This window comes from Curtobacterium sp. PhB172 (assembly GCF_003752545.1).
GTDB lineage: Bacteria > Actinomycetota > Actinomycetes > Actinomycetales > Microbacteriaceae > Curtobacterium.
In genome coordinates this window covers 271,809-286,000 of the sequence record NZ_RKIF01000007.1, presented here as the reverse complement: position 1 = coordinate 286,000, position 14,192 = coordinate 271,809, and the positions used below count along the sequence as shown (strand labels likewise).

Sequence of the window (14,192 nt, the reverse complement as noted above, 5' to 3'; positions counted from 1 at the left end):
CTGCTCACGGAACGCGACGGGGACCTCCGTGGACGCGGTATCAGGACAGGTAGTTAGACAAACTAGTTACACGGTGCCAGGGTTGCAGCATGCAGAACACGCTGAACCAGCTCCGGGCCAACCCGACCGAGTGGCGCCGTCGTGGGCTCACGCCGCCGGACGTGGTCCAGGCGATGATCGAGCAGCGTCTCGCCGAGCCCGGCTACTCGCAGCCCGTCGGCGACCCGTCGTACCAGGACTTCTTCCGCGCCTGAGCGCTGACCGCTTGCATGCGCCAGGTGGCGCGGAGGTGACCGTCCGATAGACTCGGGTGGACCACCGGCCCGCCTGGTCGCGTGAGGTCCTCCGCCAACGTGAGGAGAACCAGATGCCCGCAGCAGTCATCATCGGAGCCCAGTGGGGCGACGAGGGCAAGGGGAAGGCCACCGACCTCCTCGGCTCCCGCATCGACTACGTCGTGAAGTTCAACGGCGGCAACAACGCCGGCCACACCGTCGTCGTCGGCGGCGAGAAGTACGCGCTCCACCTGCTGCCCTCCGGCATCCTCACGCCCGGCGTGACGCCGATCATCGGCAACGGCGTCGTCGTCGACCTCGAAGTCCTGTTCCAGGAGCTCGACGCGCTGAAGGCCCGCGGCGTCGACACCTCGAAGCTGCTCGTGTCGGCGAACGCCCACGTCATCACGCACTACCACCGCACGATCGACAAGGTGACCGAGCGGTTCCTCGGCAAGCGCCAGATCGGCACCACCGGCCGCGGCATCGGCCCGACCTACGCCGACAAGATCAACCGCGTCGGCATCCGCATCCAGGACATCTTCGACGAGAACATCCTGCGCCAGAAGGTCGAAGCGGCCCTCGACCAGAAGAACCACCTGCTCGTCAAGGTCTTCAACCGCCGCGCGATCGACGCCGAAGAAGTGGTCGAGTCGCTGCTGTCCTTCGCCGAGCGCCTGCGCCCGATGGTCGCGGACACCGCCCTCGAGATCCACCGGGCCCTGGAGCGTGGCGACACCGTCCTGTTCGAGGCCGGTCAGGCGACCATGCTCGACGTCGACCACGGCACCTACCCGTTCGTGACGTCGTCGTCGGCGACCGCCGGCGGTGCCGCGACCGGTTCCGGCATCGGCCCGGGCAAGCTCGAGCGCATCATCGGCATCGTCAAGGCGTACACGACCCGCGTCGGTGCCGGTCCGTTCCCGACCGAGCTGTTCGACGAGTCCGGCGAGTTCCTGCGCGCCAACGGCTTCGAGTTCGGCACCACCACGGGCCGCCCGCGCCGCTGTGGTTGGTACGACGCGCCGATCGCCCGGTACACCGCGCGCATCAACGGCGTGACCGACTTCGTGCTCACCAAGCTCGACGTGCTGACCGGGCTGTCGACGATCCCCGTCTGCGTCGCGTACGAGGTCGACGGCGTGCGCGTGGACGAGGTCCCCGTGAACCAGTCGGACTTCCACCACGCGAAGCCCGTGTACGAAGAGTTCCCCGGCTGGACCGAGGACATCACCGGCGCCCGCTCGTTCGACGACCTGCCGAAGAACGCCCAGGACTACGTGCTGGCGGTCGAGGCGATGTCCGGCGCGCGGATCTCCGCGATCGGTGTCGGTCCGGGCCGCGACGCCATCGTCGTCCGGCACGACCTGCTCGGCGCCGGCGCCTGACGATGCGGGTCCTGTTCGTCTGCAGTGGCAACATCTGTCGTTCGCCGCTCGGCGCGCAGGTCCTGACGGCGCGACTCGGCCCGGACGCTGCGGCGTTCGTGGTCGAGTCGGCCGGCACCATCGCCGACGACGGTGCCGCGATGGACGGCGCCGCTGCAGCGCAGTCCGTCCGGCTCGGCGGTGATCCGTCCGGGCACGGCTCGCGGTACCTGACGGCCGCGATCGTCGAGGAGGCCGACCTGGTGCTGACGGCCGAACGGTCGCACCGCGCGGCCGTGGTGTCGCTCGCTCCACGGGCGACGAAGCGGGCGTTCACCATCAAGCAGTTCGCGCGGGTGCTCGCGGGGCTCGAGCCCGATGACCTGGCCGACGTGCACTCGCCCGAGGCCCTGGTCGAACGGGTCGCACGCCTGCGCGGCACCGTCCCGCCGCCCGCCGACCCCGCGGACGACGACGTCGACGACCCCTACCGTCGGTCCGAGGCGACCCACGCTCGGGCCGCCGACGAGATCGACGCCGCGCTCGCGCTGATCGCCGACGCACTCCGGGCAGCGCTGCGCTGACGCCGCGCTGCGCTGACCCGCACGGTGCGCGCTTGTTCGTCCGGTGCGAGGTTGATGGCTCGGTGCGGGGTTGTAGCGGCGCACGGAGCGGTCAACCTCGCACGGGCCGACGGACACCGCACCGTGCGCCGCGCCGGGCCGGCGGACACCGCACCGTGCGCCGCGCCGGGCCGGCGGACACCGCACCGTGCGCCGCGCCGGGCCGGCGGACACCGCACCGTGCACCGCGCCACCGCGCGACCGCCACCGCCTGCACCTTTCGATGCAAGTCCGGCAGGTGCATCCCGAAGCCGGTCGTCCCGCGACGCCGCAGTTCCTAGCGTCGTGTGCATGACGAACACCACCGAAGTCCGGCCCTCCGCCGGCACCACTCCGCAGGAGCGTGGGGGAGTCAGCGGCGTCGTCGCCCGGCACCCACTCGCGTCCTTCTTCACCCTCGCGCTCGGCCTGAGCTGGCTGGCGTGGATCCCGTACATCCTGTCGCCGCACGGCCTGGGTGTGTGGGACCTGCACTTCCCCGAGGTCCTCGGCTCTGCGCAGTTCACCGGCGTGCTGCCCGGGGCGCTGCTCGGTCCGTTGGGCGGCGCGTTCATCGTCACCGCGGTCGCCGACGGTCGTCCGGGGCTGCGTCGCTGGGTCGGTCGGCTGTTCCGTTGGCGGGTCGCCTGGTACTGGTACGCCCTGGCGCTCGTCGTCGTGCCGGCCATGATCGTCGCGTCCGCACTGCCCTTCGCCGGCGGTGACGTGCGCGCTCCCTCGGCGCTGGCGTTCGCCGCACTGGTGCCCGGCCTGCTCATCCAGCTGTTCTCCACCGGCCTGAGCGAGGAGCCCGGCTGGCGCGACTTCGCCCTGCCCCGCCTGCAGCACCGTTTCGGCGGGCTCGGAGCCGCTGCGATCCTCGGTCCGATCTGGGCGCTCTGGCACATGCCGCTCTACCTCAGCGACTGGGGCGGGTGGCCGAACGCGCACTGGAGCGAGCCCGTCGTCTTCGCCCTGTTCACGATCACGTTCAACGTCGTGATGATCCAGGTGTTCAACAAGACCGGCGAGAGCCTGCCCCTCGCCCTGCTGTTGCACGTCGGCGTGAACAACACGATCTCGACGCTGTTCCCGGAGATGTACCCGAGCATGACCGCCGGCACGCTGATGATCGGCCTGACCATCACCTCGACCGTCGCTGCCGCGGTGCTCCTCGTCGTGACCCGCGGCCGCCTGGGCTACGACCCGGCTCGCCGCGCGCTGCCGATCGACGCCCCGGTCCCCGCCCGCACACGCCTCGTAGGATCACACGATGGCCTCCGCTGACCCGCGCACCCGTACGCCGCGCGACGGCGACCCGCGCACCCGCACGCAGCGCGACGGCGCGCAGCGCACCCGCGACCGCCGCGTCGACGTGCTCGTCGCGGTCGGCACGGCCATCGTGGCCCTCGGCCTGCTCGTCGGCCTGCCCCCGCTCGACGCGATCGACCCCGACGGCTCGACCCTCGGTGCGACCGCCCCGGCACCGCTCAGCACCGCGTGGACGGTCCTGGCCGCCGGGTTGCTGGCGCAGGCGGCGGTCCTGCTCGCCGCCCGTCGCGCACCCCGCACGGTGCTGCTCCTGGTCGCAGCGATGCCGGTGCTGGTCGCGGGCCTCGCTCCGCAGGCCTTCGCGCTGTTCGGCCTGACCGCCCTGCCGGTGGTCGTGGCCGTGGTCCTCGCGGCACTGCGGGTGCCGCTGGCGCGACTCTGGCCGGCGCTGCTCGGGGCCGCCGCACTGGTCGTGGTGGGGCAGTCGATCGGGTTCTACCAGGCCTCCGGTGCCGGTCGCGGTGACGTCGTCCAGGGCATCACCGGGTCCGCCGGCCAGGGCGTCCTGCAGGCCGTCGGCGCCGTCGGGCTCCCGCTCCTGGTCACCCTGCTGGTGCGCTCCCGCCGCGAGGTCCGCGCCGCCCGCACCGCCGAGGCGAGCGCGGTCTTCCGTGAGCAGGACGCCCTGGTCGACGCCGCGGTGTCCCGCGAACGGGCCGCCATGGCCCGCGAGCTCCACGACATCGCCGCCCACCACCTGTCCGGCATCGCCCTGATGGCCGCCGTCATCGACCGCCAGATCGACAGCGACCCGGAGCGCGCGCACGAGGGTGCCCGTCAGGTGCGGGAGCAGAGCACCGCCGTCCTCGACGACCTGCGCCGACTGGTCGGGCTCCTGCGCGAGGACGTCCCCGCCGAACGCGCGGTCGAGACGGTCGCCGGCATCGTCGACCTGGTCGAGCGTGCCCGGTTCCGCAGTGACGTGCGCCTCGACGTGCTCGCTGGCGACCACGCGCGAGGAGCACAGTCGCTGGCCGACGGCGTTGGTCCGCTCGCGCAGCTCGCCGTCTACCGGACGGTGCAGGAGGCGCTGGCCAACGCCGCCCTGCACGCCCCGTCCGCCCCGTGCACGGTCACCGTCGACGACCGCGACGAGGCCCGGGTGGTGATCCGGGTGGAGAACGCACGGGCAGCCGCTCCGGCAGCGCCGACCTCACCGTCGGGCGGCAACGGCCTGCGGGGGATGCGCGAGCGAGCGGACCTGGTGGGGGCGAGCCTCCAGACCGGTCCCACCGCCACCGGCGGATGGCTGGTGGAGCTGGCGCTCGGACGGGAGGCACCTGCCGCAGTCGCGCAGGCCGCCGACGGTGACGAGGTGGTCGCGTGATCCGCGTGCTGGTGGCGGACGACCAGCCGCTGGTCCGGGCCGGGGTGTCCGCGCTCCTCGGCGCGGAGGCCGACATCGAGGTGGTCGGCGTGGCCGCCGACGGCGGCGAGGCGCTCGCGCTGGCGCGCTCGTTGCGGCCCGACGTCGCCTGCCTGGACATCCGGATGCCGGTGCTGAACGGCATCGAGCTCGCGCGGCTGTTCTGCGCGTCCGACGCCGACCCGGCGATCCCGGTGCTGATGCTCACGACGTTCGACCTGGACGACTACGTGTTCGGGGCGCTCGAGGCCGGTGCCTCCGGGTTCCTGCTCAAGGACGCCGAGCCGGACACCATCGTCGACGCCGTGCGGCACGTCGCCGCGGGGAACGGGACGCTCGACCAGGCCCTGACCCGGCGGGTGCTGCGTGAGTTCGTGTCGCGACGGAGCCTGCAGCCGGTGTCGGGGGACCGGGCCGACGGGGTGCTCACCGCCCGCGAACGCGAGGTCCTGCTGCTGCTCGCCCAGGGCATGTCGAACGAGGAGATCGCGGTCGCACTCGTGCTCGAGGTCTCGACCGTGAAGTCGCACCTGGCGCGGATGCTCCCGAAGCTCGGGGTCCGGTCGCGGTTGCAGGCCGTGGTGTGGGCGTACCAGAACCGGATCGTGGCGGTCCCCGAGCCGTAGACCGCTGCGCTACCGGCGGAGCACGTGACGGTCGCGGCTCGCGGCGGCTCCGGCCACGAACTGCAGCACGAGCAGGACGAGCAGCACCACGATCGGCACGGTCCAGCCCCCGGTCGCGGTGTGGAGCAGGCCGAGGCCGAGCGGCCCGAGCCCCGCCAGCAGGTACCCGATGCCCTGCGCCATCGTCGAGACGTGGGCGGTGTGCCGGGCATCGGGCGAGCGCCACACGATGTAGCTCAGCGACAGGCTGATCGCGCCGCCCTGCCCGAGGCCGAGCAGCGTCATCCACACCCAGGCGCCCGCGGCCGGCGCGACGAGCAGTCCGGCGAACCCGGCGGCGCAGAGCACCACGACGACGAGCACCGGCAGCCAGGTCGGGCGGAGGCGTCGGGCGATCGCCGGCCCGGTGATGCCGGTCACGATCCCCGGCAGGCTCGAGTAGGCCAGCATCAGGCCGGCAGCGTGCGCCGAGACGCCGGCGTCCTGCAGCACGGTCGGCACCCACGTCAGGAACGCGTAGTACGACAGGCTCTGCAGCCCCATGAAGCCGGTCACCGCGATCGCCACGGGGTCGCGGAGCAGCCGCGCGAAGGTCGGTTCGTCGGCGGCACCCGCGCCGGTGGCACGGACCCGGGCGTCCGGGCGCTGCAGCGCTCGCGGCAGCCACACCACGAACGCGATCGCCGCGGGGATCGCCCAGAACGCCAGCGCCGGGCGCCACGACCCGGCGAACGCGGCCATCAGCGGGACGACGGCCGCCGACGCGATCGCCGCACTGAGGAACAGCGCCGTCGAGTACAGGCCCATCATCAGCCCGACCCGGTGCGCGAAGTCGCTCTTGATCGCGGCCGGCATGCAGACGTTCGCCACCGCGATCGCCGCTCCGGCCAGGACCGTGCCGCCGGAGAGGGCCCAGCCGTGCGGCTCGAGCCGGAGCGCGATGCCGATCGCCAGCACCGCCATCGTCAGGCCGAGCAGCCGGTGCAGGCCGATGCGCCGACTGAGCACCGGGGTCAGGAACGCGAACGCACCGAACGCGAACACCGGGATCGTCGTGAGCAGGCTCGCCGCCGACGGGGACAGCCCCAACGACCGCTCGATCGCCCCGAGCACGGGCCCGACCGAGGCCACGCCCATCCGCAGGTTGATCGCGATGAGCAGCAGGCCCGCGCCGACGTACCAGCCGGCGAGGAGCCGAGGTCTCGTGGTCGTGACGGGGATCGAGGCGGTGGTCATGGGTCGATCCCACCACTGCTCGGCACCGGCCCGGAACACGTAGACTGCCGCCCGATGTCGGAATCCAGCCAGGTGCCGGTCGACGCGCGGACCGTCGACCTGCGCACCGAGGCCGCCTTCGCCTTCGCACACGCCGAGACCGTCCCGACGCACACGCACCCGCTCGGTCACCTGGTGCACGCCGCCTCCGGCGTGCTGTCGCTCATCACCGACGACGGCGCGTGGATCGCGCCGCCCAACCGCGTCGCGTGGGTGCCGGCCGGTGCCGAACACCGGCACCGGGCCCACGGGGCGACCGACATGCGGGTCGTGTTCCTGTCGGCGGACGCAGCCACGGGCCTCCCGTCCGGTCCGGCGGTGCTCGCCGTGTCGGCGCTGGCCCGGGAGGCACTGCTCGCGTTGACGACGGACGCTCGCCGTTCCGAGACGGCGATCGAGCACCTGCGGGCGGTCGTCGTGGACGAGCTCGCGTCCGCGCCGGAGCAGCCGCTGCACCTGCCGCAGCCGCGGGATCCGCGGCTGCGGCAGGTGGTGCGCGCGGTCGAACGGGACCTGACACGGCCGCGCGGACTCGGCGAGCTGGCGCGCGAGGTCGGCGTGGGCGAGCGGACGCTCAGCCGCCTGTTCCGGGTGGAGACCGGGATGGGGTACCGGCAGTGGCGGTTACAGCTGCGGGTGCACCGGGCGCTCGTCCTGCTGGCCGGCGGGGCCTCGGTGACCGACGTCGCGGCGGCGTGCGGATGGGCGACGACGAGTCAGTTCATCGACCAGTTCACACCACTCGTGGGCATGACGCCCGGGGTGTACCGGCGGCGTCAGCCGGTGGTGAGCAGCGGTCCGTGACCGGATCGCGGTGGTCCGATATGCGAACAGGACCCGTTCGGGGGCTTTGGCGGGACGCGTGTGCCTGGTGTGGTGAATGCATGCACATCGAAACGCCGGACCCGGCGTCGCTCCGCTCGACGGTCGTCGAGGGGATGATCCGCGCGCTCCGGGCCCGCCCGCTGCACGAGGTGACCCCGGCCGTCGTCGCAGCCGAGGCCGGAGAGTCGGTCGACGTCGTCGACCAGACGTTCCCGAGCTGGGACGGCCTGCTCCTGGCGACGATCGACCGCTGGAACGACCAGCGCACCACGCCGCTCATGCCACTCGCAGAACAGCACGGCACCGTGCCGTTCCTGCGTGCGATCGTGACCGCCAACATCGCCGACCCGTCGCTCATGCGGTTCCTGACCGCCAGCCTGAACATCGCCGCCTCGCCGGAGCACCCGCTGGCGCCGATGCTGCACTCCCGCTGGCGGCGCTTCCACGCGTTCGTGCAGCACTCCCTCGAGCGGGACATCCTGCTCGGCCGGGAGCCGCGGACCATGGAGCCCGCACGCGGTTCCGAGCAGCTGCTCGCGACCTACGAGGGGCTGCAGCTGCAGTCGATGGTGCGGCCGGAGATGGACCTGCTGGAGTCCTTCGACCGTGCCGTGACCCGCCTGCGCGAAGGATGGTCGCGGACCTACGTCGCGCCCGTCTGGGACCTCGACCTGGTGAGCTGACCCAGACCTCGTGGGCTGATCCAGACCTCGTGGGCTGATCCAGACCTCGTGGGCTGACCCAGACCTCGTGGGATGACCCAGACCCACCACAGACCACGGACGCTAGGGCGTCCGCGGGCAGACGCCAGCCGTCTGCATGCGAGACCGCTCGATTCGGGTTCGAGCGGAAGCGCACCCGCCGTGCCGCCGCTCGATTCGGGTTCGAGCGGCGGCACGCACACCGATCACCCACGTGGCACCGCGACGACGCCGTGCCGGCGAGGAACGGACAGCACATGCAGCACCTGACGATCTCGGTCGCGGCCGAGCCCTTCGACCTCGAGGACGCCGTCCGGCTGCGCGCCGCGGCCCGGATCGAGGTCGACCGGATCTACGGGCGGTCGGCCGACACCGGACGGCCGCTCACCGGGGCGACCGCCGCCGTGCACGTCATCGCCCGCGACCCCTCGGGCCTGGCACTCGGAACCGGGTCGCTCAGTGCCGCGGGGGACGGGGTCTTCGAGATCCGCCGGCTGTTCGTCCGACCGGACTCCCGCGGTCAGGGTGTCGGCGACCTGCTCGTGCTCGAACTGCTCGCGCAGGCCGAGGAGCTGCAGGCACCGGCGGTCGTCGCCGAGTTCGGTGTGCTGCAGCCGCACGCCGCCGCGCTGTTCAGCCGGAACGGGTTCGTGCGGATCCAGCCGTTCGGGCCCTACCGCGACGACCCTGAGTCGGTCTGCTTCTCGCGGGCGTTGTGATCGCCCGTGCCCTCGACCGGGATCTCGAAGAGGTCCGTGTGCCGGTAGTCCTCGGCCCACCCCCGCCGCAGCCGTGACGCCGCACGGTCGAAGGACGCGATGATGTCGAACCCCTCGATGAGGAGCGACTGGATCCGGAGACCGTCGTAGAGTGCGAGGAGCTGCTCGGTGGCACGCGCGGGATCCATGGTGGCCGGTTCGCGACCGACCCGGATGTCCCGCTCGAGTGCTTCCCGGACGGTCCGACGGAACCGGAGGTACAGGGTGCGGTAGTACTCCGCGCCCTCGTGCCCGGGGTCGGTGCTCGAGGCGAGCGTCGAGGCGAGCAGTCGCATCAGCGCCGGTTCCTCCGAGTACGCCACGACCAGCGCGTGCAGGTAGGCGACCGCGCCGTGCGTGTCCGCGATCGGCCGCAGGGGCCGTGACACGGAGCTCGACCACCGGTCGACCGTCGCCGTCAGCAGGCTCTCGCGGGTGGGGAAGTGGGTGCGCAGCTCGTCGACGGTCATCTCGGCCTGGGCGGCGACGGTGTCGACGTCGACCTGCTCGACCCCGGTGTCGTGCAGCGCTGTGATCGTCGCGTTGACGATCCGGGTGCGCAGCTCGATGCCGTCGTCGCCGTGCTGGTTCGTCAGCGGCGCCAGGGGGTGCTTCCGGAACCACTCCAGCAGGGCCGTCGCGCGCGAGGTCCCGGTGGCGGGGTCGGGTGCGTGCCCGTCGGCGAAGAGGTCGAGGAACCCCGGGATCTCTTTGATCAACGGGTCCGCCGGTTGGAACGCCATCGACCACTCCGGGAAGGACCGCGTCGCGACGGTGTCCGCGGCGACCTGGCGCACGTTGGTGTGACGGGGGTCCTGACGGATGCCCTCGAACCGTTCCCGCACGACCTCGTCGTCGCCCTCGATGATGCCGATGCAGTTGCTCCCCTGGTGGGCGAGGATCCCCGTGATGCCCAGCTGCAGGTTCTTCTCGCGACCGACCACCAGGATCTCGGCGAGTTCCTCGTCCGTGACCGGTCGGCTCATCGTGCTCACGTACACCAACGACAGCATGTGGCCCCTGTTCCTCGAAGCGAGCTTGTGTTCCACACAGTGGCGCACACCTGCCCCGATGGCAAGGCGTGCCGATCGCGTCGCGCTCCGCCTGTCGTCTGCGGCCCGTGGCTGGCGCGGAAGGTGGATGGCGCGGTGTCCTGGCGGTGGGCCGCTGCCTACGCTGGAGGAACCGGACACCGACCGGGTCCCGGTCGGTGAAGGTGCTCGGAAGAGGTGGGGCAGAGTCACGGACGAAGTCGTTGCGCCGCGCTGCGTTCAGGTTCCCGTCGCGCAGTGCGCGCGTCGTCGAGTTCGTGTTCCGTCGCCTCGACGCGACCGGGGACTTCTACCCGGACGACGCGATGGAGGGCACGGTGCCCGGCCCGGACCCGGATCGCGTGGTGTTCGTGGGTGAGCGGGGCGAACTGTCGCTCGGCGTCCGCACCCACGAGCTCTCGCTCCCCGCGTTCTTCGCTCGGCACCGGGCAGCACGGACCGCGCGCGGCGTCTCCTGGAAGATGCTCCCCGCACCGTCGGCGAGTGTCCGGGAACTCCCATCCGTCATCGCCGCCCACCGCGAGGACCTGGGGCGGTGCGACGTCGTCGTCGTGTTGGTCGGCATCACGGATGCGCTCCGGGTCCTGCCGGTGAGGGTGTGGGAACACCGCCTGCGTGACACCATCGTTGCCCTGCGCGAGGTGGCGCCCGTGGGTGCCGAGGTCGTCATCGGTGAGATCCCACCCCTCGACAACGCCGGGAGTCTGTCGCGGTCGGCTCGGCTCGCAGCCGGGGTGCACGGACGTCGCCTCAACGCGCGGACTCGACTCGTCGCCGAAGCCTGTCCGCGGGTGCGCGCAGTCGGGTTCCCGGACGAGCTGACGCGGTCGGTGTGGCGGCCCGAGTCGGACGAGCACCGGTACCGCGACACGTACAAGGTGTGGGGCGGGCGCCTCGACGCCGACTCCTGAGGGTCGCAGCGCTCATCCCGACGACGTCTTCGTGAGTCCGTGCTCCGTCTTCTCCCAGTAGTGGGGGCGGGTGATCAGCTGCCACAGGCCCTTGTAGGCGGCGATCGAGTGCAGCACCCAGTAGACGGGGTTCAGCAACGCCCAGAGCATCAGGTCGAACCGAGCGCGTTTGTACGGTCCCATCATGGTCAGGTAGATCATCGTGGCGTTGCCGAGCAGGAAGTCGAGCACACACAGCCAGAGCACCGGGGCGGGGAACACCGGGGCCGTCCACGCCGTGGGCAGCACGAGCGTGGCGATCGTCACCGCGATGCCGGGCAGCATGCCGAGGAACGTCAACGGCGTCCCGGCGATGAGCAGCGCGAACGCGGCAGCCCGGCGCACCCCGATCTCCCGCACGAGCGCACGGGGGCGCCGAGCGTGGACGAGGGCGGTCTGCATGTACCCCTTGATCCACCGCGACCGCTGCCGGACGAAGTTCGGGATCGAGGTGTTCGCCTCCTCCATCGTGGTCGAGTTGACGACGGAGACGCGGTACCCGACCGCGGACGCACGGATCCCCAGGTCGGCGTCTTCGGTGACGTTGTAGGGGTCCCAACCACCGAGCTCACGCAGGAGCTCGGTGCGGAAGTGGTTCGAGGTCCCGCCCAGCGGGATCGGCAGGTTCCGGGCGTCGAGGCCGGCGAGCATGTAGTCGAACCAGTACGAGTACTCCAGCGTGAACATGCGCGTCAGGGCGTTCTCATCGGCGTTGAAGTAGCTCAGGGCGGCCTGGACGCACACCGTGTCGGTGCCGGCCCGCTCGAACGTGGTGAACACCTTCTTGAGCTGGTCGGGGTCGGGGCGGTCCTCGGCGTCGTAGATGACCACGTACTCGCCGCGGGCGATCGCGAGGCCGACGTTGCAGGCGCGCGGCTTGGTCTGCGGCGCACCGGGAGGGACGATGACGATCCGCATCCAGGCCGGTGGTTCAGCGTCGAGGACGGCCTGGCGTGTCTCGTGGTCCTCGGCCTCGACGAGGACCAAGACCTCGAGGCGGTCCTTCGGCCAGTCGAGGACCTCGAGGTTGCGGACGAGGTCGCCGACGATGTTCGCCTCGCGGAACACCGGGACCAGGACCGTGTACGTCGGCAGCGTGGTGTCGTCGAGCGCGGTGACGTCGGCCGCTGAGACCTGCTCGACGAGGTCGAAGCGGGCGCCGACCATGGAGACCCAGAACTTGAAGACGATGCCGGCCAGGAACCCGAGCGAGAGCACCGCGGTGACGATGGCGGCCGTCGTGCCGGGAGCGATCACCAGGCAGCCGGCGAACGCGAGCAGGGCGATGCCGCCGCCGACCTGTTGACCGCGGGACAGAACCGTGCGGGCGGACATGGCCGGGATCGTGCGGGCGAGGTCGTGTGCGGCGAGGTCGGCGACCTCGTCGTCGAGCTCCCACATGATGCGCTGGCGGACCTCGGCCTCATCGACCGCCCGGAGCACGACCGGCTCGCCGAACTCCTCGGTCAAGGCGGCCCGGAGCACGTCCGGGTCCGACCGGCCGCTGGTCAGGACGAGGACACCCTCGCGGATCCGTGCGGAGGCGACCCAGCCCTCGTCGACGTGCCGGCGGACCGAGCACCGGTGCGGCGGGCGCCAGTCCGACTCGCCGCCGCGGTGCCGGGCGGTCGCCTCGTCGATCGACGGGGTGTCGGTCTCGCTGGTGACGGCGGACGCACCGGACACAACGGTGGTCATGCGCCCACCGCCGAGACCAGGGCGTGCATCCACTCGGCGACGACCTCGCGTTCGAACGCCGCGGTCCACGCGAGCGGGATCTGGAGGGCGGCGAGCACCATGACGAGAGCGCTCGTGACCCGGCTGCTGACCCGCGGGAGGATCGCGATCGCGACGGCGAGCATGGTGACGAACGTGTTGCCGGCGGTGGCGACCGGGATGAGCCCGATCGCGTAGCCGGCGAGGATCCCGGCGAACAGCGCGACCACGATGACGATCGCACCGGGTCGGTGCACGAGCAGGGCCAGGAGGCACCCCGCGACGACCATCGCGAGGAGCAACAGCCCGTCGAACGAACCCACCAGGTGCTCGAGGCCGCTCAGCCGGGTGCTGTCGGTGTGCACGGTGTTCCGCAGTGCCGCGAACGGGTCGCGGAGGACGAGCAGGTCGAGCACGGACATCGATCCGATGACGGCGATGCTCGGGAACACGAGGACGAGCGTGTTCGCTCGGCGGATGCCCGGCTGTCCGTGCCGGGCGAGCTCCAGCAGCGGGGCGGTCAGGGCTGCGATGACGACGTAGACGAGGCCCATAGGGTCGACGAGCGTCGACACCATCAACGACAGGCCGGCACGGAACCCCGCCTGGGTGTCGCCGTACGAGAAGAACCGCACCATGTCGGCGATTGCGAGCGCGAACAGCGCGATGCCGAGGAAGGCCTGCAGGTCGTTGAGGGCGACGAAGGCGTAGAGCGGGTTCGCGCCGAGCGCGATCGTGAAGACGACCACCTTCCGCATCCGGAGGCCGCGCCGGAGCATGGCCTGCGCCAGGAGTTGCAGCAGCGCGCCAGCTGCGAGGCCGCCGAGGACCGCTGCGCCGTGCACGCCGAACGGCAGGACCCGGAGCAGGACGCCGGAGACCAGCGGGTAGAGCTGACCGACGGCCTGCACGACGCCGCCGTCGAGTGCCGCCGTCGCCCGGTCGAGGGTCGCCTGGTTGCCGGTGAGCTCCAGGAGCGGTGTGGTCGGGATCTGTATGGAGAGCACGGCGACCACGACGTAGGGCACGGCGAACGCGAGCCGGAGGAGCCACCGCGTCCACGCGCGGGGGAGCGGCCGGAGCGCCGATCGGTGCGGCGGCTCGGCCGACGACAGGACGGCGCTCAGACGCGGGACGGTGACGGTCATGCGCGCTCCTTCGGGTGGATGCGGACAGTGGAGCCCAGACACCCATCACAGTCGGAGGACAGACGAATCGGTACACCCAGAACGGGGTACAGGCGAGTCCCCCAAACTGATGACCTCTGCGCGTCTCATGAATGGGGGTGCCGCCGCGTCGAACCCGAATCGACACGCCGGCACCCACCGTGCACCCCCCCCCGAGAGG

14 protein-coding genes are annotated in these 14,192 nt (G+C 71.8%); 10 read left to right on the top strand and 4 right to left on the bottom strand.

Annotated features, from left to right (window positions below; genetic code table 11):
* Positions 1-89: 89 nt before the first annotated feature.
* The 6 genes from EDF42_RS18905 (at position 90) to EDF42_RS08475 (ending at position 5,568) form a co-directional block, all read left to right on the top strand.
* The gene (locus EDF42_RS18905; protein ID WP_185002646.1) at positions 90-254 is read left to right on the top strand and encodes a hypothetical protein; all 165 of its coding nucleotides are present in this window, start codon (positions 90-92) and stop codon (positions 252-254) included.
* Positions 255-367: 113 nt separating this feature from the next.
* The gene (locus tag EDF42_RS08495; protein WP_123672193.1) at positions 368-1,663 is read left to right on the top strand and encodes an adenylosuccinate synthase; all 1,296 of its coding nucleotides are present in this window, start codon (positions 368-370) and stop codon (positions 1,661-1,663) included.
* Positions 1,664-1,665: 2 nt separating this feature from the next.
* Positions 1,666-2,226: a low molecular weight phosphatase family protein gene (locus EDF42_RS08490; protein ID WP_123672023.1), complete on the top strand. Its 561-nt coding sequence runs from the start codon at positions 1,666-1,668 to the stop codon at positions 2,224-2,226.
* A 330-nt stretch (positions 2,227-2,556) separates the two neighbouring features.
* The gene (locus tag EDF42_RS08485; RefSeq protein ID WP_123340086.1) at positions 2,557-3,531 is read left to right on the top strand and encodes a type II CAAX endopeptidase family protein; all 975 of its coding nucleotides are present in this window, start codon (positions 2,557-2,559) and stop codon (positions 3,529-3,531) included.
* Complete coding sequence (locus EDF42_RS08480) at positions 3,518-4,903, top strand: sensor histidine kinase (protein ID WP_123672022.1); 1,386 nt, start codon at positions 3,518-3,520, stop codon at positions 4,901-4,903. The genes EDF42_RS08485 and EDF42_RS08480 overlap by 14 nt, the downstream gene beginning before the upstream one ends.
* Complete coding sequence (locus EDF42_RS08475) at positions 4,900-5,568, top strand: response regulator transcription factor (protein ID WP_123672021.1); 669 nt, start codon at positions 4,900-4,902, stop codon at positions 5,566-5,568. Before EDF42_RS08480 ends, EDF42_RS08475 begins: the two co-directional genes overlap by 4 nt.
* Positions 5,569-5,577: 9 nt before the next feature.
* Here the strand turns inward: EDF42_RS08475 and EDF42_RS08470 are convergent, their stop codons facing one another.
* Positions 5,578-6,804 (bottom strand): MFS transporter, encoded by a 1,227-nt coding sequence (locus tag EDF42_RS08470; protein ID WP_123672020.1) that lies wholly within the window; start codon positions 6,802-6,804, stop codon positions 5,578-5,580.
* 54 nt (positions 6,805-6,858) lie between these two features.
* Here EDF42_RS08470 and EDF42_RS08465 point away from each other — a divergent pair, with 54 nt between their 5' ends.
* From EDF42_RS08465 to EDF42_RS08455, 3 genes are all read left to right on the top strand, one after another.
* Positions 6,859-7,647: a helix-turn-helix domain-containing protein gene (locus EDF42_RS08465; RefSeq protein WP_123672019.1), complete on the top strand. Its 789-nt coding sequence runs from the start codon at positions 6,859-6,861 to the stop codon at positions 7,645-7,647.
* Between the two features lie 80 nt (positions 7,648-7,727).
* The gene (locus EDF42_RS08460; protein ID WP_123340091.1) at positions 7,728-8,351 is read left to right on the top strand and encodes a TetR/AcrR family transcriptional regulator; all 624 of its coding nucleotides are present in this window, start codon (positions 7,728-7,730) and stop codon (positions 8,349-8,351) included.
* 275 nt (positions 8,352-8,626) lie between these two features.
* Positions 8,627-9,088, top strand: coding sequence for a GNAT family N-acetyltransferase (locus tag EDF42_RS08455; RefSeq protein WP_123672018.1), 462 nt, complete (start codon positions 8,627-8,629; stop codon positions 9,086-9,088).
* Here the strand turns inward: EDF42_RS08455 and EDF42_RS08450 are convergent.
* Complete coding sequence (locus EDF42_RS08450) at positions 9,043-10,140, bottom strand: BLUF domain-containing protein (RefSeq protein ID WP_123672017.1); 1,098 nt, start codon at positions 10,138-10,140, stop codon at positions 9,043-9,045. The two genes, EDF42_RS08455 and EDF42_RS08450, sit on opposite strands and share 46 nt — an antisense overlap.
* Positions 10,141-10,382: 242 nt before the next feature.
* Here EDF42_RS08450 and EDF42_RS08445 point away from each other — a divergent pair, with 242 nt between their 5' ends.
* Positions 10,383-11,090 (top strand): hypothetical protein, encoded by a 708-nt coding sequence (locus EDF42_RS08445; protein WP_123672016.1) that lies wholly within the window; start codon positions 10,383-10,385, stop codon positions 11,088-11,090.
* 12 nt (positions 11,091-11,102) lie between these two features.
* On the opposite strand, the gene EDF42_RS08440 is transcribed toward EDF42_RS08445, so the two are convergent.
* Together EDF42_RS08440 and EDF42_RS08435 are read right to left on the bottom strand one after the other, a co-directional pair.
* A complete protein-coding gene (locus EDF42_RS08440; RefSeq protein WP_123672015.1) occupies positions 11,103-12,827 on the bottom strand; it encodes a glycosyltransferase in 1,725 nt (574 codons plus the stop codon).
* The gene (locus EDF42_RS08435; RefSeq protein ID WP_123672014.1) at positions 12,824-13,993 is read right to left on the bottom strand and encodes a hypothetical protein; all 1,170 of its coding nucleotides are present in this window, start codon (positions 13,991-13,993) and stop codon (positions 12,824-12,826) included. Before EDF42_RS08435 ends, EDF42_RS08440 begins: the two co-directional genes overlap by 4 nt.
* Between the last annotated feature and the right edge of the window lie 199 nt (positions 13,994-14,192).